Origin of the sequence: Kitasatospora sp. GAS204B (genome assembly GCF_029892155.1) — a bacterium.
GTDB lineage: Bacteria > Actinomycetota > Actinomycetes > Streptomycetales > Streptomycetaceae > Kitasatospora.
The window spans coordinates 37,357-57,707 of record NZ_JARZAG010000020.1 but is presented as its reverse complement, the minus strand read 5'-3'; the positions used below and the strand labels follow the sequence as shown (position 1 = coordinate 57,707).

Annotated in this window: 21 protein-coding genes; 9 read left to right on the top strand and 12 right to left on the bottom strand. The window is 70.4% G+C overall.

All coding sequences use genetic code 11. The annotated features are described in order from the left end of the window. Nucleotides 1–35 precede the first annotated feature (35 nt). Nucleotides 36–449, top strand: a complete 414-nt coding sequence (locus P3T41_RS25165; protein WP_280692566.1) for a MarR family transcriptional regulator — start codon at nucleotides 36–38, stop codon at nucleotides 447–449. Between the two features lie 191 nt (nucleotides 450–640). Here P3T41_RS25165 and P3T41_RS25160 read toward each other — a convergent pair whose 3' ends face one another. Beyond that, on the bottom strand, nucleotides 641–1,105 hold the full coding sequence (locus P3T41_RS25160) for a hypothetical protein (protein WP_280692564.1): 465 nt from the start codon (nucleotides 1,103–1,105) through the stop codon (nucleotides 641–643). Between the two features lie 47 nt (nucleotides 1,106–1,152). Beyond that, nucleotides 1,153–1,575 (bottom strand): organic hydroperoxide resistance protein, encoded by a 423-nt coding sequence (locus P3T41_RS25155; RefSeq protein ID WP_280692562.1) that lies wholly within the window; start codon nucleotides 1,573–1,575, stop codon nucleotides 1,153–1,155. Between the two features lie 189 nt (nucleotides 1,576–1,764). Between P3T41_RS25155 and P3T41_RS25150 the strand changes: the two genes are divergently transcribed. Both P3T41_RS25150 and P3T41_RS25145 read left to right on the top strand, forming a co-directional pair. Then, complete coding sequence (locus P3T41_RS25150; RefSeq protein ID WP_280692560.1) at nucleotides 1,765–2,313, top strand: VOC family protein; 549 nt, start codon at nucleotides 1,765–1,767, stop codon at nucleotides 2,311–2,313. Continuing rightward, nucleotides 2,306–3,109, top strand: a complete 804-nt coding sequence (locus tag P3T41_RS25145) for a MerR family transcriptional regulator (protein WP_280692558.1) — start codon at nucleotides 2,306–2,308, stop codon at nucleotides 3,107–3,109. The genes P3T41_RS25150 and P3T41_RS25145 overlap by 8 nt, the downstream gene beginning before the upstream one ends. A gap of 253 nt (nucleotides 3,110–3,362) precedes the next feature. Here P3T41_RS25145 and P3T41_RS25140 read toward each other — a convergent pair whose 3' ends face one another. Next, nucleotides 3,363–3,722, bottom strand: a complete 360-nt coding sequence (locus tag P3T41_RS25140; protein WP_280692556.1) for a hypothetical protein — start codon at nucleotides 3,720–3,722, stop codon at nucleotides 3,363–3,365. A 394-nt stretch (nucleotides 3,723–4,116) separates the two neighbouring features. On the opposite strand from P3T41_RS25140, the gene P3T41_RS25135 reads away from it, so the two are divergent. After that, nucleotides 4,117–5,313 (top strand): helix-turn-helix transcriptional regulator, encoded by a 1,197-nt coding sequence (locus P3T41_RS25135; RefSeq protein ID WP_280692554.1) that lies wholly within the window; start codon nucleotides 4,117–4,119, stop codon nucleotides 5,311–5,313. 232 nt (nucleotides 5,314–5,545) lie between these two features. Here the strand turns inward: P3T41_RS25135 and P3T41_RS25130 are convergent, their stop codons facing one another. Both P3T41_RS25130 and P3T41_RS25125 read right to left on the bottom strand, forming a co-directional pair. Continuing rightward, nucleotides 5,546–5,821 (bottom strand): hypothetical protein, encoded by a 276-nt coding sequence (locus P3T41_RS25130; RefSeq protein ID WP_280692552.1) that lies wholly within the window; start codon nucleotides 5,819–5,821, stop codon nucleotides 5,546–5,548. A gap of 214 nt (nucleotides 5,822–6,035) precedes the next feature. Then, nucleotides 6,036–6,287: a hypothetical protein gene (locus tag P3T41_RS25125; RefSeq protein WP_280692550.1), complete on the bottom strand. Its 252-nt coding sequence runs from the start codon at nucleotides 6,285–6,287 to the stop codon at nucleotides 6,036–6,038. A gap of 64 nt (nucleotides 6,288–6,351) precedes the next feature. Here P3T41_RS25125 and P3T41_RS25120 point away from each other — a divergent pair, with 64 nt between their 5' ends. The 3 genes from P3T41_RS25120 to P3T41_RS25110 all read left to right on the top strand — a co-directional run bounded on the left by P3T41_RS25120 (nucleotide 6,352) and on the right by P3T41_RS25110 (nucleotide 7,784). Next, on the top strand, nucleotides 6,352–7,224 hold the full coding sequence (locus P3T41_RS25120; RefSeq protein WP_280692548.1) for a helix-turn-helix transcriptional regulator: 873 nt from the start codon (nucleotides 6,352–6,354) through the stop codon (nucleotides 7,222–7,224). Beyond that, nucleotides 7,221–7,427: a DUF397 domain-containing protein gene (locus tag P3T41_RS25115; protein ID WP_280692547.1), complete on the top strand. Its 207-nt coding sequence runs from the start codon at nucleotides 7,221–7,223 to the stop codon at nucleotides 7,425–7,427. Before P3T41_RS25120 ends, P3T41_RS25115 begins: the two co-directional genes overlap by 4 nt. Before the next feature lie 150 nt (nucleotides 7,428–7,577). Beyond that, a complete protein-coding gene (locus P3T41_RS25110; RefSeq protein WP_280692545.1) occupies nucleotides 7,578–7,784 on the top strand; it encodes a DUF397 domain-containing protein in 207 nt (68 codons plus the stop codon). A 13-nt stretch (nucleotides 7,785–7,797) separates the two neighbouring features. Here the strand turns inward: P3T41_RS25110 and P3T41_RS25105 are convergent, their stop codons facing one another. From P3T41_RS25105 to P3T41_RS25085, 5 genes are all read right to left on the bottom strand, one after another. Further along, nucleotides 7,798–8,331: a hypothetical protein gene (locus P3T41_RS25105; RefSeq protein ID WP_280692543.1), complete on the bottom strand. Its 534-nt coding sequence runs from the start codon at nucleotides 8,329–8,331 to the stop codon at nucleotides 7,798–7,800. 58 nt (nucleotides 8,332–8,389) lie between these two features. Beyond that, a complete protein-coding gene (locus tag P3T41_RS25100) occupies nucleotides 8,390–10,387 on the bottom strand; it encodes a BTAD domain-containing putative transcriptional regulator (protein ID WP_280692541.1) in 1,998 nt (665 codons plus the stop codon). 339 nt (nucleotides 10,388–10,726) lie between these two features. Beyond that, nucleotides 10,727–11,713, bottom strand: a complete 987-nt coding sequence (locus P3T41_RS25095) for a CHAP domain-containing protein (RefSeq protein WP_280692539.1) — start codon at nucleotides 11,711–11,713, stop codon at nucleotides 10,727–10,729. A 225-nt stretch (nucleotides 11,714–11,938) separates the two neighbouring features. Next, nucleotides 11,939–13,492, bottom strand: a complete 1,554-nt coding sequence (locus P3T41_RS25090) for a DUF2142 domain-containing protein (protein WP_280692537.1) — start codon at nucleotides 13,490–13,492, stop codon at nucleotides 11,939–11,941. 373 nt (nucleotides 13,493–13,865) lie between these two features. Continuing rightward, the gene (locus P3T41_RS25085) at nucleotides 13,866–15,947 is read right to left on the bottom strand and encodes a phospholipase C, phosphocholine-specific (protein WP_280692536.1); all 2,082 of its coding nucleotides are present in this window, start codon (nucleotides 15,945–15,947) and stop codon (nucleotides 13,866–13,868) included. A gap of 386 nt (nucleotides 15,948–16,333) precedes the next feature. Here P3T41_RS25085 and P3T41_RS25080 point away from each other — a divergent pair, with 386 nt between their 5' ends. Continuing rightward, nucleotides 16,334–16,762 (top strand): hypothetical protein, encoded by a 429-nt coding sequence (locus P3T41_RS25080; protein ID WP_280692534.1) that lies wholly within the window; start codon nucleotides 16,334–16,336, stop codon nucleotides 16,760–16,762. A 115-nt stretch (nucleotides 16,763–16,877) separates the two neighbouring features. Then, entirely contained in the window at nucleotides 16,878–17,855 is a 978-nt protein-coding gene (locus P3T41_RS25075; protein WP_280692533.1) for a hypothetical protein, read from the top strand. A gap of 40 nt (nucleotides 17,856–17,895) precedes the next feature. Here P3T41_RS25075 and P3T41_RS25070 read toward each other — a convergent pair whose 3' ends face one another. Both P3T41_RS25070 and P3T41_RS25065 read right to left on the bottom strand, forming a co-directional pair. Continuing rightward, the gene (locus tag P3T41_RS25070; RefSeq protein WP_280692531.1) at nucleotides 17,896–18,543 is read right to left on the bottom strand and encodes a pentapeptide repeat-containing protein; all 648 of its coding nucleotides are present in this window, start codon (nucleotides 18,541–18,543) and stop codon (nucleotides 17,896–17,898) included. 117 nt (nucleotides 18,544–18,660) lie between these two features. Continuing rightward, on the bottom strand, nucleotides 18,661–19,857 hold the full coding sequence (locus tag P3T41_RS25065) for a low temperature requirement protein A (RefSeq protein WP_280692529.1): 1,197 nt from the start codon (nucleotides 19,855–19,857) through the stop codon (nucleotides 18,661–18,663). Nucleotides 19,858–20,351: the final 494 nt, after the last annotated feature.

Genomic DNA, 20,351 nt, shown 5'->3' with positions numbered 1-20,351 from the left:
TTTTCGATTGTCAAGCATCTCGGTAGACTGGCCCCATGCCATCGGATGAACTGACCGCCCAGGTCGTGGCCCTCTTCGCCGCGATCAACCGCCGCTACGCCCAGGAGTCCGAGGCCGCCGCCACCCCGCACGACCTGACCCCGCTGCAGGCCAAGGCGCTGATCGCCGCCGAACACCCGGTCGCGATGCGCCGGATCGCCGACCACCTGCACGCCGAGCCGTCCAACGTCACCGCCGTCGTGGACCGCCTGGAGACCCGCGGCCTGGCCGAACGCCGCCCCAGCCCGGGCGACCGCCGGGTCAAACTGGTCGCCGCCACCGAAGCCGGCCTGAGCGTGATCGCCGACCTGCGCGCCCGGATGCCGTTCGCCTCGCACCCCCTGGAGCCGCTGACCGGCGAGCAGCGCGAGGCGCTGCGCGACCTGCTCCAGCTGATGCTGGCCGACTGACGCGGCTCACTGCGCCGGCAGGAACGCCGACACCGCCTCCGCGAACACCTCCGGTGCCGCACTGTGGATCAGGTGTCCAACCGGGATGGTGACCACGCGAAGTCGGGCTGGTCGACTTCTACCGAGCCGACCAACTGCCCGCCACGCAGCAACGTCCACTCCCCGGACGCCTCACCCACCTGCGCCTCCCCCTACTCGCCGCACTGCTCAGTGTTCCGCACCCGCCACCCGGCGGGCGATCGGGCCACCGCGCTCTCAACCAGCCATGCGCTCGCCTCGGCCAGCCCCCGCACCGCCGCGACCGGCTCGCGGTACTCGACGTATCCGTCCGAGAACGCGGCGACCTGGTGCCCCGTGCACTCCTCGCCGTACCGGCACGGCACCTCGATCTCCGCGCCGACCAGCCACGGCGGCCCGAACCGCAGGTCGTTGCCACACCTTCGGTCGACGCAGACCATCGCGCCGAACCGGGCGTCGGCGAGCCGGAAGTACCCGTACAGCTCACCGGCGTACGGCATCCCCGTGATCGGGGCCGGGTTGGTCCGCAGACCACCCCGCACCCCCAACCGCCGCGCGAGCCCGCGCAGTCGGGTGTCCGCCTCCGCCAACACCTCGCCCACCGTGACCACTCCGGCCTCGTCCAGGTCCGGGAACATCCATCGAGGATCCACCCGCCCAGTCTGCCTCCCGGCGCGACCCAGGCTCAGACCGTCGCCACCAGGGTGACCGAGATGTTCCCGCGGGTGGCGTTGGAGTACGGGCACACCTGGTGCGTGGTCTCCACGAGCTGGTCGGCCGTGGCCTGGTCCAGGCCGGGCAGGTGCGCCGACAGCGCCACCTCCAGCGAGAAGCCCCCGTCGTCCAGGGTGATCAGGCTCACCGTGGACTTGACGGTCGACTCGCCCAGCTCGAGCTTCTGCTGACCCGCTATCAGCCGCATCCCGTTGTGGAAGCAGGCGGCGTAGCCGGCGGCGAAGAGCTGCTCGGGGTTGGTCTTGTCGCCGCCCGGGCCGCCCATCTCCTTCGGGACCGCGAGGAGTTCGTCGAGGACCCCGTCGGCGGTGCGGACCTCGCCGTTGCGGCCGTCGCCGGTCGAGAGTGCTTCGGTGGTGTAGAGCGTGGGCATGGTGTCTCCATTCATAGGTTTGCGGAATTCAGAGGTGTTCGGAAAGCGTCCACAGGAACCGCCCCAACTGCGGCTTGCTCTTCCTGGGTTCGAGTATGGACAGCAGCGGCGGCGGCTGCCTGCCCCTGCCAGTGCCAGTCAGCGCGCCGGGCTTGACCCTCACGTTGCGTGAGGCCTGAGGGTGGGCGCATGAGCGACTACTACAACGCGTTCGCGATGAGTCCCGTGCCCGCCCCCGGCCCGGATGCGGTCCCGCCGGAGCCGTTCCACGGCATCTACGGAATGCCCGCGTTCGTGACGATCCCCACGAGCGATTTCGCGGCGTCGGTGGACTTCTGGACTCGTGGGCTCGGGTTCTTCGAGCTGTTCAGCATCCCGGGCACGCTCGTGCATCTGCGCCGGTGGGCGTTCCAGGACGTACTCCTCGTCTCGGCGCCGAGCGTTCCCGAGCAGCCGCCGGCGATGAGCTTCAGCTTCGCGTGCGTGCTCGGCCAGGTCGATTCCGTGGTCGAGGCCTGTCGTGCAGTGCGCCCGGACTCGGTCGACGGTCCACGGGACACTCCCTGGAACACCCGCGACGTGGCGGTGACCACCCCCGAGAACGCACGGATCGTCTTCACCGCGGCGAAGCCCTTCGATCCGGCCAGTCAGGCGGCGCGGAACCTCGCTGCCGTCGGGATCACCCCGCCGGATCTCGGTCGCGGCGACAGTCGCGGCGATAATGCGGAACATGCCTGATGCCACTGACGCCGATGGCCTGACCGTCGGTCAGGTCTCGACGCGTCTGGGCGTGACAGTCCGCGCGCTGCACCACTGGGATGAGATCGATCTGGCGCGACCGTCACTGCGCACGGCTGCCGGATACCGGCTCTACACCGCCGGTGACCTGGAACGCCTGCACCGCATCGTCGTCTACCGCGAGCTCGGTCTCGGCCTGGACAGGATTCGGGCCGTCCTGGACGACGCGACCGCGGACGTGCCCGGCGCACTGCGCGCGCAGCGCACCCAGGTCGCTGAGCGGATCGACCGCCTCCAGCAGCTCAGCGCCGGACTGGATCGGATGATCGACGCCCACGAGCGCGGCCTGCTGCTGACCGTCGAGCAGCAGGCCGCGGTCTTCGGCCCCCAGTGGAACCCGGACTGGCCCGCCCAAGCCCGTCAGCGCTACGGAGACACGACGCAGTGGCTGCAGTACGCCGAAGGCTCGGCCTCTCGCGGTCCGGACGAATGGCAGGCCATCACCGACGCCATGGCCGACTTCGACCGCGCCCTCGGGGACGCGATGGACGCCGGCGTCACACCTGGCAGCCCGCAGGCGAATCAACTCGTCGAGCGCCACCGCGAGGTCTTCGCTTCGTACTTTCCCCTCACCCGGCAGATGCAGGTCTGTCTCGGCCGCAAGTACGAGGCCGATCCCGGATTCGCCGCCCACTACGACGGCATCCGCGCCGGCCTTGCCACCTGGTTCCGTCGCATCGTCGACGCCAACGCGCGCGCCCACGGCATCGACCCCGACACCGCGACCTGGCAGTAGAGCGCAAGAGGATCGCTGGAGGCTAGCCCGTGGGCCGGCAGGAACGATCGGGGGCAGGAGCCGGCGGTAGCGGAGGCGTCCGCCTTCCCCGTAGTAGGCGCGGCCCGGAACGTCTGGAGCGCCGCTGTGCGCTCGCACGGGCGCGTGGTGCCGTTGGAAAGGGAACGCCCCACGAGGGCCCTCACCGTCACCGACGGTTGTCGATGACGGTGAGGGCCCTCCTCGCCTTACAGCTGCGCCGGTGTGCGCCGGGTCAGTTGGCCGGGCCGCACACCCACGCGCCGCCGTCCTGGGCGCAGACGGACATGTTGTAGCCGGGGCCGTCGTAGTACCAGCCGGAGAGGCCGCCGTAGGTGGTCGGGCCGTACACCCAGCGGGAGTTGTTCCAGTCCCAGATGCCGAACTGGCAGCCCCCGCCGTTGCTGTTGGGGTCGACCTGCATGTAGTCGTGCCCGTTGATCAACTGAACTTGCTCCGTGGCGACACACGTGGATGATGCCGTAACGTTCCAGTTCCCCTCCGCAGCACTCGCGGAGACGGTGGCGCCGGCCACCGCGGCGACGGCCACGAGCGAGACGGCGGCGACGCGTTGCAGTGTCTTGTTGATGGGCACGAAAGACTCCATTCAGCTGGTTGACGGTGACGGCCGAGCGGCTGCGGCGCCTGTCCGGTGTGAACGCGCCCACCTGGCGGGCGCTCCTGCACCGTGGTGGTGCGGAGCTCCGCAAGCGTGGTCCAGGACAGGTCCGGGCGTGGCGGCGATGTCATCGCGGTCCGTGTCCGCGAACCGACCCTGGTGTTGCCGATTCTGAAGGGCCGTCTGGTACTGCCACCGCCTGCTCGACGTGTGAACCATCCTGGCCGGGTGTGGCGGTGGGCTCCATGGCGTTCGTGTTGCACTGCTGTGGCGTTCGCCGGTATCGATCCGTAGAGTCGGCTCCGATGGACAAGTTGACGGGGTCACACCCCGGTCAACGGTGTGCGCAGATGCGTGGTCGGGGGGCCAGGTGGCAGCACGGTTCGGAACGGTCCTGCGTGAGTACCGGCTGAGGGCCGGCTTGACGCAGGAAGGGCTGGCCGACCGGTCGGGGGTGTCCAGACACGCGATCAGCATGCTGGAGTCGGGGAAACGGCACCCGCGCATGACGACGGTGGCCCACATCGCCACCGGCCTCGACCTGGACTCCGCCGGCCGTCGACTCCTGGTCGCCGCGGCCCGAACAGCGATCACCACTCCTTCAGCCCCTGGCAGCGCGCCTCGTCATGACGCCACGCGGACCTGGCCAGCTGACATCACCGACACACGGAGCGCGCGGTTCCGTACAGCCGAAGACAGGGAACTGGCCAGGAATCTCGCGTGGGGCACAACCCTGACTCCCGACACCGTCGACACCTTCCTGGCCCAGACCGAGCTCCTACGCACGCTCGACCGCCGGATGGGACCCGCCGCCTCGATGGCACAGACGCGGGCTCATGTGGCTGCCCTGGACCACTCGCTGAGCTTCTCCATGCTGCCCGGCACCCGGGAATCGGTGGCGCAGGCACTCGCCTGTGCGGCCACGCTCGCAGCCTCGCAGGCACTGGATCTCGGCGCCGCCGAGGACGCGTGGAGGCTGTGCGAACTGGCGCGACGCGCTGCCCTCGAATCGAAGCACCCGCGATACGTGGCAGACGTGATGGCGCGACAGGCCAACATGCTGTCGGCACGACCCGACCTCGCCGTCCAGCTCGTCCAGGCAGCGCACCACACCGTGGGGGGAAAAGCGTCTCCCCGGCAGCTGGCCTGGCTCCACGCCGCAGCGGCCAAGACGCTCGCATACGCTGGCCGGCGGGACGCCTGCCTGCGCGCTCTGGACCGAGCCGCCGCACTGCTCCCGCCGGGAGAAGCCTGCAGGGATCCTGACATGCCGAGCATCTTCTTCAACGACAACGTGCTGGCCCGCTGGCGAGGCCGGGCACTCGTGCACCTCGGCGAGGCCGCCGCTCTCGACGAACTGTACGACGCGCTCGCCGAGAATGATGCGACCTTCATACGCGCGACCGCCGGCCTACGCTGCGACCTCGCCAGGGCCCACCTCGCCCGTGGCGAACGCGACGAGGCCATCGACCATCTACGGCATGCCCGACGACTGGCGGACAACATCGGCGCGGCCCGCCACCTGAGCCAGGTCGAGCAGTTGACCACCACGGTCCGCGGCCGATGACGCTCTGGGCAGACCGCCGTCCGACGCTCTCGGCCTGCGGCTGTTCGGGATACGCCGCGCGTGACGGGCAGATCCTGAACTCCGGAGGCCACAGGGGCTGGTGTGGCGTCGGGCAGAGGTGCTTGGGCCGGTCATAGGCTTGATCGTCATCGGGTGATCGTCCGTCAGCGGGAGATCTCGGCGTTCGTCGGTACAAGCAGAACGCCCAGGGGTGCGGTCGCGTGCTGGGCGTTCATGCGGACCGAGGCGGCTCGGGGGCGCGGGCGGACGTACGTCCGCCGGCGGGAGGAGGAGCCACGGGGCCGGCCAGGTCGGCCAGGTCGGCCATGATCCGGGCGTGGAGGGCGCGCATCGCTTCGAGCGTCGCGTCCAGCTCGGCCGTGGAGGCGTCGGTCCGGTCGGCCGCCTGGCGGTTGAGCTGCCGGCCGAGGGCACGCAGCTCGGCCAGCGCGGTGGTGCGGTCGAAGGGGCTGTCGGTGGGGGTGGGGCCGGGGTTGGCGGTGCTCATGGTTCCTGGTTCCTCTGTTCTCGGTACGAGCCGCGCAGCCGCGCGCGGTGAACGTAGCGGCCGGCTCGTTCGAAACCGTCCACGCAGTAGGGGAGGCTGATCGGGCCGCCGTCGGTGGTGATCTGTGGGCCCGGTGCGACCAGGGTCTGACGGTCGCAGCAGGCGCACCACCCGAACCGCCACTGATGCCGGGGCGGCAGGGCGACGGGGGGCTTCACCCGGTGGCCTCGCCCGCTCGGCCGGGGGCGCGAACAGCGCGCAACTCCGGCGCGCCGGTCAGCGGTTGAATCTCGCTGGCCGGGGTCTCCCACTCGCAGCCGCCGCCGACCGGGCGGAGGTAGACGGTGGGGCGCTTGCCGTAGCCCGGGCCCATGTAATGGCCGGTCAGGCCGTGTTTCTCGTCGCGGACCAGTTCCCCGGACTGGGGGGTGTAGAGGGTCGGTGGGGGTTCTCTGCGGGCGTTCATGGCTGTTCCTCTCCGTAGCGGACTAGTTACAAGGTTCGGCATCCGGAGCTACGCTCGCTAGGGGTTGAACGTTGACCAAATCCGCGAGTGGAAGGTGCAGACGATGTTGGAAGAGCCGGAGATTGACGGATCGTCATCGCCCTTTGCCCGCTTCGCGGCGGAACTGCGCAGGGCACGAAGGGCGAAGGGCTGGTCCCAGGTGCAGACCGGCAAGCGGATGGGCTACTCGAACACGCTGGTCTCGTACATCGAAGGAGTGAAGCGTCCTCCAACAAGGAAATTCGCTGTGAAAGCCGACGAGGTGTTCGAGACCGGCGAGGCCTTCTACGAGCTGTGGCGCAGGTGCACGCGCGCCGCACTGCTGGAGGGGTTCGAGGAGTTCGCGGACTGCGAGGGGCGGTGTCGGCGGCTTCGGACGTTCGAACTCGGCGTGATCCCGGGCATCTTTCAAACCCCTGCATACGCCGCGGCACTCGAAACAGCCGCCGTGCAGCGCGGCAGCATCACCCCGGTCCAGGCAGACGAACGGATTGCCTATCTCGCTGCCCGGCAACGGCGGCTGCTGGAACAGAAGACCCCGCCGATCATCCATGCCGTCATGGACGAGAGCTGCCTCATGCGCCCAGTCGGCGGGCAGGCGGTGATGCGGGGGCAGTTGGACCACATCGAGGAGTTGGCGAGCCGCCCGTACATCACGATTCAGATCGCCCCGCTGACCCTCGCGGAGTACCGCCCATTTCTCCTGCCGCTAACGCTGCTGACGCTGCCTGACCGTACGGTCATTGGCTACTCCGAGTCTCAGCTGCGGGGCTACCTGGAGCGCAATCGTGACATCGTCTCAGCTCGGGACAGAGACTACGATCGGCTGCAAGTGGAGTCACTGTCCACAGGGGCTTCCCTGGCCAAGATCCGCGCCGTTCGGAAGGACATTCAATGAACATCGACCTGACCAACGCCCGCTGGGTCAAATCACGCCACAGCGGAAACGGCGGCCAGTGTGTCGAGGTAGCCCCCGACTTCCCCGGTATCGTCCCCGTCCGCGACTCCAAGGACCCCCACGGCCCCGCCCTCGTCTTCACCACCGACGCCTGGCAGGCCTTCGCCCGCAGCACCGCCGCCGGAGACCTCGGCGCCGTCTGAACGCTTCCCATCCCGGATCGGCCCCGACACTCCGTCAAGGAGCGTCGGGGCCGTCTGAGTTCATCCAACAGTCCGTCACAACCCGGACGCCGAGCGTACGATCACCTCACGGCGGAGGCCCTGCTCCGCAGGCTGCGAAAGGACCTCCCGATGACCCCTGACCTCTCCGGCGCCACCTGGCTCAAGTCCTCTCACAGCGACAACGGCGGCAACTGCATCGAGGTCGCCCCCAACATCCCCGGCGCCGTCCCCGTCCGCGACTCCAAGGACCCCCACGGCCCCGCCCTCGTCTTCACCACCGACGCCTGGCAGGCCTTCACCCGCAGCACCGCCGCCGGAGACCTCGACACCGCCTGAGGTCCGACAGGGATCAGCTCATCGCCTGCGTCCCCGAACAGGTCAGGGTGCCGCTGGCCTTGGCCGTGCCGCCGGTCATCTGGGTGATAGGCAGGTCGGTGAGCTTGACGGTGTCAACGGTGCGGTTGGCCGCTGCGCCGACTGCGGACTGGCCCTGCCAGATCGAGGGGGTGGCACCGGCGACGGTCATCGTCAGCGTGAACTTCCCGGTCCCGTCGAAGTCGATGATGGCGGCAGTCCCGCTGCCAGGGCTGCCGACCGCGGCGGACATGGTCAGCTTTCCGGACGGGGACTTCTCGCCCAGACAGGCCACCGTGGTGAAGTGGTAGGAGCCGCTGGCGCCCCCGGACAGGCTGATGGTGCCACTGCCGCCGATGTTGGCACCAGGCAGGTCGGACGGCTTCGCCACTGTACCGGCAGCGGTGGTGGCGGGCGCCGGCTGGGCCGCGTTCGCCGGGGCGGGGTTGGTCGTGGGTCCGCAACCGGTGACGAGGAAGGCAAAGAGACCGGCGAGGGCGACAGCTGACAGACGATCAGTACGAATCATAAGCGGACTCTAATGCCCACCTCAGACAGCTGGGCTATCGGCCTGTCACCTCCGCCCGTCAGCCGAGCGCCGTCTCCCGGTGCGGCAGGTGGGACCGCGAGCGGAAGGCGTACGCGCGACCGTCGACCACCTCGAGCAGCACCGCCGACGTGCTCTGGCGCCGCTCACCGGTTCGTCGCGGCTCCGCCCGCGCCAGCACCCGGGACCGCTCCTGCGCGGAGTCCCAGCGCAGGCACTGCTCGCGGGCGAAGGCGCGCAGGAGGTCCGAGTAGCCGTAGCGGTCCGGGGCGAGCGCGGAGATCAGGTGGGCGTCCAGCAGGGTTTCCAGGATCCGCTCCGCCTCCCGCTCGGACTGGTCCAGCAGTTCGGCGGCCGTGGCGGTCCAGAAGGCGGGGACGTCCGGCTGGGCGAGCAGGCGGAAGGCCCGTGCGGCGGCAGGGTCCAGGGCGTCGTGGCTGAGGGTCAGGGCGGCGCGTACGTCCAGGCTGCCCAGGCGGAGTTCGTCGAAGAGGCGACAACTGTCGGTCAGCCGATCGGCCAGGTAGCGAACGGTCCACAGGGGCCGGGCGGACAGCCGTGCCGCGCAGATCCGCAGTGCGAGCGGCAGCCGTCCGCAGGCCGCCGCCAGCGTCCGGGCAGCCGCCGGGTCGACGGCCAGTCGCTCCGGGCCCACGATCCGGCTCAGCAGCGACTGCGCCTCGTCACCGGTCAGCGGTTCCAGCTCCACCTGCCGGGCCCCGATCAGGTCGGCGAGCCGGCTGCGGCTGGTGATCAGCGTCGCGTTCGCCGGATCGGCCGGCAGCAGCGGGCGCACCTGCGCGCCGTCCCGCGCGTTGTCCAGCACCACCAGCACCCGCCGGCCCACCAGTACCGAGCGGTACAGCGCGGTGCGCTCCGCCGTCTCCGCCGGGATCGCCTCGGCGGGCACGCCGAGGGTGAGCAGGAAAGCGCGGAGCACCGAGCGCGGCGAGGCGGGGTCGCGGTCGGTGCCGCGCAGGTCGGCGAAGAGCGTGCCGGCCGGCGCGGCGGAGCGGGCGAGGCGGGCGACGCGCCCGACCAACGCGCTCTTGCCGACGCCTGGCTGGCCCGAGACGACCACCACGCAGGGCGAGTCCCTGGTCTCCTGGGACAGTTCCGCCACCAGCTCGGCGGTCTCGGCGATCCGGCCGACGAACCCCGGCTCCTGCGGCGGTACCTGAAACGGCGTCACCTTCAGCCCGTCGATCGACAGTGGCGGCGCGACTGCCTCCTCGTCACCGGCCAGGAGCCCGGTCTGGAGCCCTGCGACCTGTCTGGATCGGCCGCACTGCTCCGCCAACCCGGCGTCGGCGCGCAGGATCCGCTGGTGCACCTCACGCAGCTCGCTGCCGGGCTCGACCCCGATGTCCTCGGCCAGGATGGCGCGAACCTCCCGGTAGACGGCGAGCGCCTCGCACTGCCGTCCGCTGCCGTACAGCGCGGTCATCAGCTGCGCCCAGAACCGCTCCCGCCCGGGGTGCTCGGCGGTGAGCAGCCGCAGCTCGGCGATCACCGCCGAACTGCGGCCCAGCCTCAGCTCGGCCTCCAACCGCGCCTCCAGGGCGTCCAGCCGGCCCTCGGTGAGCCGGTCCACCTGCTCGAGCTGGAGCCGGTCGGACGGGACGTCCACCAGCGCGGGACCGCGCCACAACCGCAGCGCCTGGTCGAGCAGTTCGAGCGCGCGCCCGAACGCACCCTCCCGCAGCATCGCGACACCTCGGTCGCGCAGCAGCACGAACCGTTGGGCGTCGAACTCCTCGGCCTCGATGTTGATCCGGTAGCCGCCGGCCAGCGTCTCGATGCGACCACCGGCCGCACCGAGCGCGCTCCGCAGCCGCATCACGTAGTTGCGCAGGGTGATGGCCGCGCTGCGTGGTGGCTGCCCGTCCCAGACCATCTCCGCCAGCAGACCGCTCGGAACCACCTGCCCCCTGCGCGTCAACAGCGTCGCCAGCAGGATGCGCTGCTTCGCCGCTGGAACCGCGCGAACGCCTTCGTCGTCCAGAACCTGTATCGGTCCGAGGATGGCGAACTCCACTCGTGTACCCCCTTGACACCAATGGCCGTCATCAGTCGCCGCCCGCCGGACCGCGGCGGCGCTGATCCACTTAACGTTGTAGTGGTGCTCCAGTTGTTCGGGCGCCGGCGGTCACGCCGATCAATCAATTCCAGTCAATGTGCAGCTCCGATGTCCGACTTGGTCTGGTGATGTGGTGCTTTCGGTCCGCACCCGCGAATCCCGCGTGCCGCTTCGACGGGTCCGTGACCATCCGTCAATTCGCTTGTCGTGCCTGCCGTGGAACGGGCCCGGCCCGGCCGCAGGCGCGGCCGGGCCGGAGCTCGACGGGTTTCCGTGGCACGTTCGGCCAGGCAGGGTCTATCCGCAGTGGCTCCACCCGCTGGTCCAGGTGGTGCCCTGGTAGCTGCCGCCCCACATGACGCAGGCGGCCGGGGCGGCCAGCTTCACGGGCCCGGCGTAGTAGGTGTAGGTGCCCGGATCGCTCGCGCTCGCCCCGCCCTGGACACTGAGCGTGGCGTTGAGCGGCACCGGACCGGTCGGGGTGTTCACCATCGTGGTCACGCAGTTCTGCTGCGTCGAGCCGTTGTAGAGCAGGTAGACCTTCGCCCCGCCCAGGCTGTGCGCGTCGATGACGCTGAAACCGGTGCCGCAGGCGGCGGTGGGCGTGTACGGGTTGCTGCTCGCGACCACCGGTGTGGTGTAGCCCGCGATGTAGTAGCCGTCGGCCGGGTCCACACTGCTGGGCTCGCTGCCCACGGCCAGCGCACTCGCGGGGATGGTGATCGAGACCACCTGGGAACTGACCGCCCAGGCCGCCATGGTGGTGGTGCTCGGGTCACCGTTCCAGTCACCGTTGGCGGTGGTGACGGAACCGTCGGCGTTGAGCGCGGTCACCAGGCCCACGTGGTGGATCGCGGAGTCCTTGGTGCTGGCGTACTCGATCGCGTCGCCCAGCTGCGGACGGTAGGCGGTGTCGGTGTGCTGGCTGCCGTTCTGCTGACCGTACTGCTGGAAGCTCGCGGCCCCGGCGTTCAGGCCGACGGTCGAGTACCCGCTGTTCGCCCAGACCCACTGCGCGAAGTCCGCGCACCAGTACTCGGGCCCGCCCGAGCCGCCGCCGCTGCAGCTGGTCTCGAACTGGGCGCCCCCAAGGGTGTTGGTGGTCGGCGTGTTGGCGCAGGTGCCGGCGCTCTTGCCCACATTGGCCGCCGCGAGCGCGGCCACGCCCGCTCCGGTGGGCGCAGCGGCGGATGCGGCCGACAGGCCGGTGAAGGACAGCAGACCAGCCGTCAGGATCGTCGCCGCCCCGGCGGCTATTCGGCGGATGAACCGGCTCGTGTCCATGGTGCTCCTCGCGCGAGAGGTAGGTGAGGTGAGTGCCGAGCTGATCCTCCGTCATCGACGTATCGCCGGGGTCGCGCCGCCCGCCGCAGCGGTGGCGGCACTTCAGCGGGGCATGTCCGAGGAGCCCCCGAACTCCTCCGCGCCAGGATCCGGGCAAGGCGGCGAGCACGCCGCAGCCCCCGCTCTCAGGAGAGCGGGGGCTGCTCGGAGTGCGCCGACTCGGTGCTAGTTGCGTACCAGGAACCGCCGCGCGTGGGTGCGGCCGCCGGGCTCCGCCTCGCTCTCGGCGTGGGCGCCGTCCCCGACCTTGCGCTCGGGCACCATCAGTATGACCAGCTCTGCGCCCAGCGCCAGCGCGTACAGCACGAACCAGAGCATCCAGGTGCCCGGCGGGTTCCAGGCGGCCGAGTGAGTCAGCAGGCTCCGGCCGCTTCCCACCACGTAGCGCCGCAGCACCCAGAAGAAGGCGAGCAGGTTGATGCCGGTCAGCACCGTGCCGCAGATGATGGCCAGCCGGCGCCACGGAAGGCTGCTCTCCGGTGCCCGCTTCGCGCACGTCATCGCGGCCAGGATCGGGAGCCCGGCCGCGACGGCCAGGGTGTACCGGCCCTGCCAGATCAGTCCGACCGAGTTGATCTCCATGACCTGCGCGGCCACCGGGATCATGATGATGCCGGCGTAGATCCCCAGCAGGCCCACCGACTCGCGCAGCTTGCCGAAGCAGAGCGCGAGGAGCGAGAGCAGGACCGCGATGGCGATCCAGAACCAGAGGGTGACCGCCGGCCCGGAGGCGTCCAGCCAGCCGAAGTCGTTGATCATCTGGTCGGTGTAGCCGGGGGTGCTGTCGATCACCACCTTGGCGGCGGCCATCGGCCCGTAGTGCTGGACGACACTCAGGTAGCTGTGGTCCGGGTGGGTCTGTGCCCAGACCATGCCGAGGGCCGACGCCACCACCAGCGCTCCGCCTGTGAGCCAGGCTGCCCGCTCGCGCAGCAGCTGCCTGATCGCCCCGCGCTCGGCGACCAGCGCCGAGGTGACCAGCGCCACGCCGAGCCAGCCCATGCCCAACGGTCTGACGTTGACCAGGATCGCGCCTGCGACGGCGACCCGCAGGAGTCGCCGCTTGAGCAGCGCCCGGTCGGGGCTCATCAGCAGGGAGAGCATGCCGACCCACACCAGCACGCTGGACGTGGCCTCGACGCCGTTCGGGTTGACCACACCGCTGAGGAAGAGCGTCATCGGCACGGCTGCCGTGACCAACCCGAGCATGACGAGCGACCTTCGGCGCCATTCCGCGGCCGTGACCACCGCGCTCGCCAGCAGCGCGGCGTTGAAGGCGGCGGAGGCCAGCCGCATCAGGTAGATCGTGCTGTCGCCGGAGGAGAAGAGGCTCGGCCAGCCCACGGCCAGGTAGTACATCGGGTTGTAGCGTCCGGCCGCGGTGCTGACCTGGACGGTCTTCTCCGAGTTGCCGACCGGCGGCGCGCAGGCCGCCGACCTCCAGGGAAGCTGTTCGTAGCACTGGTTCAGGTCGCGCAGACCGGCGTACCACTGCGGCAGCTGGGCCCCGGTCTCCGAGTTGGCCGTCTCGACGTTGTGGACCTTCTGCCACTGGAAGACCTCGGGACCGTTGAACTGGCCCCGGACCACCGCCGCCGCCCGCACGATGTGCGCGGGCTCGTCCGGCGAGGCGATCATCGGGGTGGCCATCGACCAGGCGCCTGCCAGGGCGAAGAACACGATGAAGGCGACTCCCCAGAGGCGCCTGGGGGTGCGCACGAGGCCAGCACCCAGCCGCTTGAAAATCTCTGTCATCCTGTAGCAGCCCTCATACCTTGCGCGCGGCGATATCTGACTCGGGACATGACGGCACCGACAGAGGCGCAACACCATCGGATGACTGTACGGTGCGAACGTCGCCCCCCAGAACCCGGACCGGGATTGTCCTCTGGCGAGCTAGTGTCTCCGACGCATCTTATGGCTTGCCCGGGGGGTCTCCGTACGAGATACCCCCGCGTCGGCAGGGCGGCACGATTCCCGTCACCGAGTGACCGGACGACTCCGCTCCGTGCGCAGTGGATCGTCAGGGCGGCCGTTCGCTCCGGAGCTCCGGGCTGAACGGCCGCCCTGGTGTTGTCGCGTCCGCGTTCGGTCAGCCGGTGACGCTCGCCGCGCCCGTCTCCAGGTGGCCGGTGAAGCGCTGCGAGAAGGTGGCGTCGGTGTTGACCGTCACCGTGAAGTCGTACCAGCCGTTGGTGTTCGCGACCGCGTTGAAGTAGTCGCTCGCGCTCTGCCCGGCCGCGACCGTGTAGGTCCACGGGCCGTCCGTGCGGTAGTGGTTCGAGGTGATGGTGAAGGTTGCCGGGGCGGTGCCGTTGTTGGCCAGCTTGAACCAGAGCGCGAGCTGGCCGGTGTCGGGGGCGGTGGCGTAGGAGGCGGTCACCAGCAGGCTCTTGCCCGCCTTGGTGCTGTCGCCCTGGAAGCGGCGCAGGAAGCGGTTGGGGCCGATCACGCTCAGGTCGTAGGCGCCGTTGCCGTAGCCGCTGCCGCAGTTGAAGAAGTCGCTGGTGCTGTTGCCGGGGGCGATCGTGTACTGCCACGGGCCGCCGCTGCGGTGGGCGTTGGCGTAGGCGGCGAAGTGGGTGGTCCGCGAGCCGCCGTTGTCCATCTTCAGCCAGACCTTCATCGTCGACGACGAGTCCAGCTCCAGGTGGTCCAGGTTGGCGTTCGGCTGGTAGGGCAGCGCGCGGGCCGGGCGGGTGCCCGACTCCTGGGCGGGCAGCGCGTTGTTGGTCGGCGCGGGGTTGCCGAGCGGGCCGCAGGTGCTCAGGCCGATGGTCTGCGAGGTGGAGGGCAGCGAGGGCATCCCGTACACCGGGTTGGTGAAGTCGAAGATGCTGGTGAGGTCACCGCTGACGCCGCGCCGCCAGTCGCTGATGTTCACGCACTGGGCGGGCGTGCCCTGGGCGGCCGTCCAGACCTCCAGGAAGCGCAGCACCGAGGTGTGGTCGAAGACCTCGGAGTTGACCCAACCACCGCGGCTCCAGGGCGAGATGGCGAGCAGTGGGACCCGGAAGCCCATGCCGATGTTGGTCGAGCCGTAGAACTCGCCCGCGGTGCCGGCGGGCGCGACCGGCGGCGGAACGTGGTCGAAGAAGCCGTCGTTCTCGTCGTAGTTGATCAGCAGGATGGTCGAGTTGAAGACGTTGGAGTCCGCGTTCAGTGCGTCCATCACCATGTGCACGAAGTGCGCGCCGTCCTCGGGGGTGGCGTACGGGTGCTCCGAGGACTGCTGGTCGGCGACGATCCAGGAGACCTGGGGCAGCGTGCCGGCCAGCACGTCGGCCTGGATCGCGGCGGCGATGTCGTCGGGGGTGCGGCCGGTGACCTTCGGCACCGAGCCCATGCCCTTGACCGCCAGGTCGCTGCCCGCCGAGGCGTTCGCGAACTGGCTGAAGTAGGCGAGCGCGTTGTCGCCGAAGTTGTCGCTCGCGTTCTGGTAGACCTTCCAGCTGACGCCCGCGTTCTCCAGCGCCTCGGCGTAGGTCTGCCAGCTCAGGCCGGACTCGTCGCCGCCGTCGTAGGCCGGGCCGCCCGCGGTGCCGCTCGGGTCGATCATGCCGGACCAGTGGTACGTGCGGTTCGGGCCCGTCGCGCTCAACACCGAGCAGTGGTAGGCGTCGCAGACCGTCCAGTTGTCGGCCAGCGCGTAGTGGAACGGGATGTCCGAGCGCTGCAGGTAGCCCAGCGTGCGGACGGTGCCCTTGGCGGACACCCAGGAGTCCATCTTGCCGGTGTTCCACGCCTTGTGCTGGTCGGACCAGGCGTGCGAGAGGTCGCCGTTGCACTGCGCGGTGGTCTCCGCGCTCGAACCGGCCCCGGTGTTGGCCGGGTTGAAGGCCCAGGGGTACTGGCGGGCGCTGGCGCTGTTCGGCTGGTTGAAGACGCTGTAGCCGCCGGCGATCTGGATCGCGCTGCGGTCGGCGAAACCGCGCACGCCCTGCAGGGTGCCGAAGTAGTGGTCGAAGCTGCGGTTCTCCTGCATCAGGATCACGATGTGCTGCGCGTCGGTGATGGTGCCCGTGCTGGTGAGCTGTGCGGTGCTCGCCGCCTTGACGGCACCCGCGGCGGTCGCGGCCGGCGCGGCCGCGGCGCCGACCGTCCCGGCCACCGCGACGCCCGCCGCCGCGCCGGCCGAGGTGGCCATGAACGTCCTGCGACTCAGCTCTGTCATCCGGATCGCCAAACCCTTCGGTCGCGCCGCTGCTGGCGGCTGCCGGCACTCCGGCGACTGCCGGAAGCCAAAGGCCCTGTCCGCACGTTGTGCTGTCCATGCCGTCAGTACCGCGTTGTACATACAACGTGGGCCGCGCACATCGTGGCCCAGCCGGACGGCAGGCGCTAGAGCCTGGTACCAAGGCTTGTCGGACTGTTCGCTCAAGGGTCAGCGAGCGTCGGGCGGATGAACTGCGGGCCGCTTCGGATCGGCGATCAAGGGCGCCGTCACAGCGGGGAGCGCCTCCGCCCGCGCTACGCCGAAGCGACCGCCGCGCTACGGGCCATCACCACGATGGGGCACACGCCGCCGGAGACGCCGGTGACGTGGAACGAGGAGACGACATGCGCATCCGCAAGCTTCTTGCCGCAGCCGCCCTTGCCGGTACCGTCGCGACCGGGGCCCTGGCGACGGCCGGAACGGCTTCGGCGAGCACCATCCAGTACGACTGCAACAGCTCGCAGGCCATGGTCTGCCTCTACTACAACTCCAGCAACTACGGCTACGGCGCGTACTTCGAGCAGACCGGCAACATCTCGGACTACGGCACCAACACCAAGTTCGTCGCCGGCCACAACGGCAGCTCCGGTGCCGGCACGCTGGTGAAGAACCACGCCGCGGCGGTCGACAGCTGGTACAGCGGCACCTTCACCGTGTACTACAACAGCGGCTACGAGAACTGCAGCTACGCCTGCCAGCCCATCCCGGCCTGGCAGACCGTCGACCTGAACACCACGCTGAAGAACAACGACGCGGCGGGCTTCTTCAACTGAGCCCTGCCTGACGGCTCCTGACACCCGGTGGTCTCCGGCCCGCGCGATCGGGCCGGAGACCACCGGGTCGCGTCCAGACCGCCCGTGCCGCCGATCCGAGAGAGACCACACACCTGTGTCCAGCCGCTCGCGTCGTTCCGCCGCCCTCCTGCTCGCGCTGCCGCTGCTGCTCGCCGGCTGCGCGAGTGCCGTCGCCGACTCGAACCATGCCTCCTCGGTCCACGCCTCCGAGGCCCCGACCAGCACCGAGGCGCCCCCTTCGCTGCCGGCGACACCCGTGCTCGACTCGGCGAACGACAAGCCACTGCCCCTCGACGGCTACCTGCTCAACCCGGCGCAGTTGCTCACGGTCGAGAAGGCACAAGCTCGGCTCATCTCGGACTGCATGACGCGTTTCGGATTCAGCTACACCCCGCCGGCACCCGTTCTCCCGGGCCGCGACAGCGACGCTCCCGCCACCCGGATCGACGGCCGCTACGGGCGGCAGAGCACCGCACTGCTGGCCACCTGGGGCTACCACCCCGAAGGCGGCGGCCAGCCCGCCACCAAACCGCCGGCGGAGCCGCCGATGAGCACGCAGATGGCCACGGCCGAGCGGGGAACGTCCGACCCGAAGCAGCGGTTCGGGTCCGGCGGGCAGACCGTCAACGGGCAGCAGGTGCCGGACCGCGGCTGCATCGGGGAGGCCGGCAAGCAGCTGACCGGCTCGGCCGAAGGCCTGGTCGGCGACCCGCAGTTCGCCTCCGACCTCAACCTCAGCACGCTGCAGTCGGCGCGGGACGACGCCCGCACCCAGGCGGTGTTCGCCCGGTGGTCGCAGTGCATGAAGACGGCCGGCTTCAGCTACGCCGATCCGCTCGCGGCGATGGGCGACCCGGCGTGGGCGACCACCGCCGCGCCCACACCGCACGAGCTCCAGGTGGCCACGGCGGACGGCGCCTGCCGGCATCAGGAGAACGTGGTCGGCGTCTGGTACACGGTCGACTACGCCTACCAGCAGCGGGCGATCGACGAGAACGCCGCCGCCATGGCCAAGGTCAGGACGGCGCTGGCGACCGAGGTACAGGCGGCGACAGCGGCCCTGGGCAGCTGACACTTCGCCGGATCGGGTACGGAGGACGGCACTGGTCGGCCTAGTCGCGCACCTGCACCCCCAGCGCCTGGGCGAACTGCGGGGCCAGCTCGATCAGCTGGGCAGAGGAGATCAGCGCGCCGCGCAGCCCCTCGTGGCCGTCCGGCAGCACCAGCCGGCTCGCACCGCGCAGGTCGGTCCTGGCCAGCGTGGCACCGGCGAACCTGACCTCCTCCAGCGAGCTGCCGGGGAAGCTCACCCCGGTCAACTTCGCGCCGCCGAAGTCCACGTCACGCAGCTGGCAGTCCTCAAAGACCACGTCGCGCAGCACCGCGCCACGCAGGTTGACCGATTCCAGCTTGCACTGACGCACCGTCAGGCGGCGCAGCTGCGCGCCGTACGCCGACACCCCCGCGAACAGCCCGCCCTGCGCGGTGACGTCCTGCCACTCGCTCTCCACCAGCTCGCAGGCCACCAGCCGGCAGCGCTCCAACCAGGCCTCGTTGAACCGGGCCTGGCGCAGCCGTACCTCGGTCAACGAGACGTCGGTGAACGCGCACTCCAGGAAGAGGGTGCCGCCCGCCTGGACGCCGTCGAGCGCCAGGCCCTCGAAGTGCGCGGTGTCGTAGCGCTCGTCGCGGCGCAGCGGGCCGGGGTGCGGCTGGAGCAGGTGGGCGTAGGGCTGGTCGGCGAGCGAGGCGAGTGACACCGGGGATCCTCAGAGCGTGGACAGAGCGGGCGAACCATCCTCGCAGGCGCCACCGACAACACGGCTCAGGACGACAACTCAGGACGACAACTCAGGACGGCAACTCAGACCGGCAACTCAGGCCGGCAGCTCCCGGCTGTGCAGCCACACCCCCACCGCCACCGCCGCCGTCGCGACCAGCCCGGCCGCGAGCACCCCCGACCGGCCGAGCGCGGTGCAGGCCAGCACCGCAGCCGCGGCCACCGGCAGCACCCACTGCGCGGCGCCGGTCTTGCTGTGCCGCGAGTGCAGCGCCCAGACGGTGATCAGGTAGAGCGCGGCCGGCACGGTGACGGCAGCGGTCGCCGCGGCGGCCGAGATGTGCGCCTTGCCGACCGCGTACTCGACGGCGACCTCGCAGCCGGCACCGATCGCGGCCGCCGATCCGAAGATCAGATAGTGGCCGTATCCCCAGAGGAAGGCCTGCCGGTTCGACCGCAGGTGCTGGTGGATCGGCGCGGCGAAGTAGATCCACCAGGCCGCGAAGCAGAGCAGCAGGCCGCCGATCGCGATCGGGATCAGCTCGCCCAGCGCCTCGTGCTCGTCCACCGCGACCTGCATCGCGACGGTGGCGGCCGACACCGTCTCACCGAGCACGATCAGGGTGAACAGCCCGTACCGCTCGGCGATGTGGTGCGGGTGCCAGGGGCTCTGGGCCCGCCGCTCGGCGATGGCCGGCACCGACAGTTCGGCGATCACACCCAGCGGCATCACCCAGGGGATCACCGAGTTCGGCAGCAGCAGCACCAGCACCCAGCCGACCTGCACCAGCGCGACGCCGCCCGCGTAGGCGAGCGCCATCGAGCGGGCCGCGCCGCTCTCCCCGCGCGCGGCCCGCAGCCACTGGGAGACCAGCGCCAGCCGCATCACCACGTAGCCGAGCACGCCGAGGGTGAAGTCGCGGTCCAGGAAGAGCCGCGGGATCCCTGCCGCAAAGATCAGCGCGCCGGTGATCTGCACCAGGGTGGCGATCCGGTACGGCACGTCGTCGCAGTCGTAGGCGGAGGCGAACCAGGTGAAGTTCATCCAGGCCCACCAGACGGCGAAGAAGGCGAACAGGTAGCCGACCAGTGCGACGCGCAGGTGCCCCTCGCCGAGCGCGGTCGCCAACTGCCGCCCGGCCTGGGCGACCGCGACCACGAAGCAGAGGTCGAAGAAGAGCTCCAGCGAGGTGGCGGTGCGGTGCGGCTCCTGCCGGCTGCGCGGCACCATCCGCCGCACCACGGGGTCGGCGGCGGTGGGCGCCGGCTCGGCGGCTTCGGGTCCTGCGGTCATCGGTGCGACTCTCCCTGCGTGTTCGGCGGCCCGAGCGGCCCGACCGGCCTCGACGGCGCGAGGCGCACTGCGGCGACACGACGCGCCGCGCCCGCCCCGGCCGATCGTGGCAGTCGCCGGTGGTCAGCGCACGCACCGCGACGGCACGCCACGGCCCAGCGTCACCTGCGCCGCGCAACCAGCCGCCCGTCGGTCCACCCGGAGTCAAGGAGAGTTGACGAAGGAGTGCGCGAACCGGGTGACAGCGTCGCCACCGGCACGCGCCTGGGGTGTCGCGCACGGCGGTCGCCCCGAATGTCCCGATACATTCCTCTCAATGGAACGGCGAGAGAGGCGTCCTGCGGGCAACGCGGAAGGTCAAGGCCGGCGCGGCTCCGGAGGGGGAGGACATCCCCCTGGTCCGGCGCCACACCGGCCTCGTGATCACCGCGCTGCCCGACAGCGCGTACTCTGACGTTCCGTCAACCAGCCCGCCGCCCCGGCCGGGGCCCTTC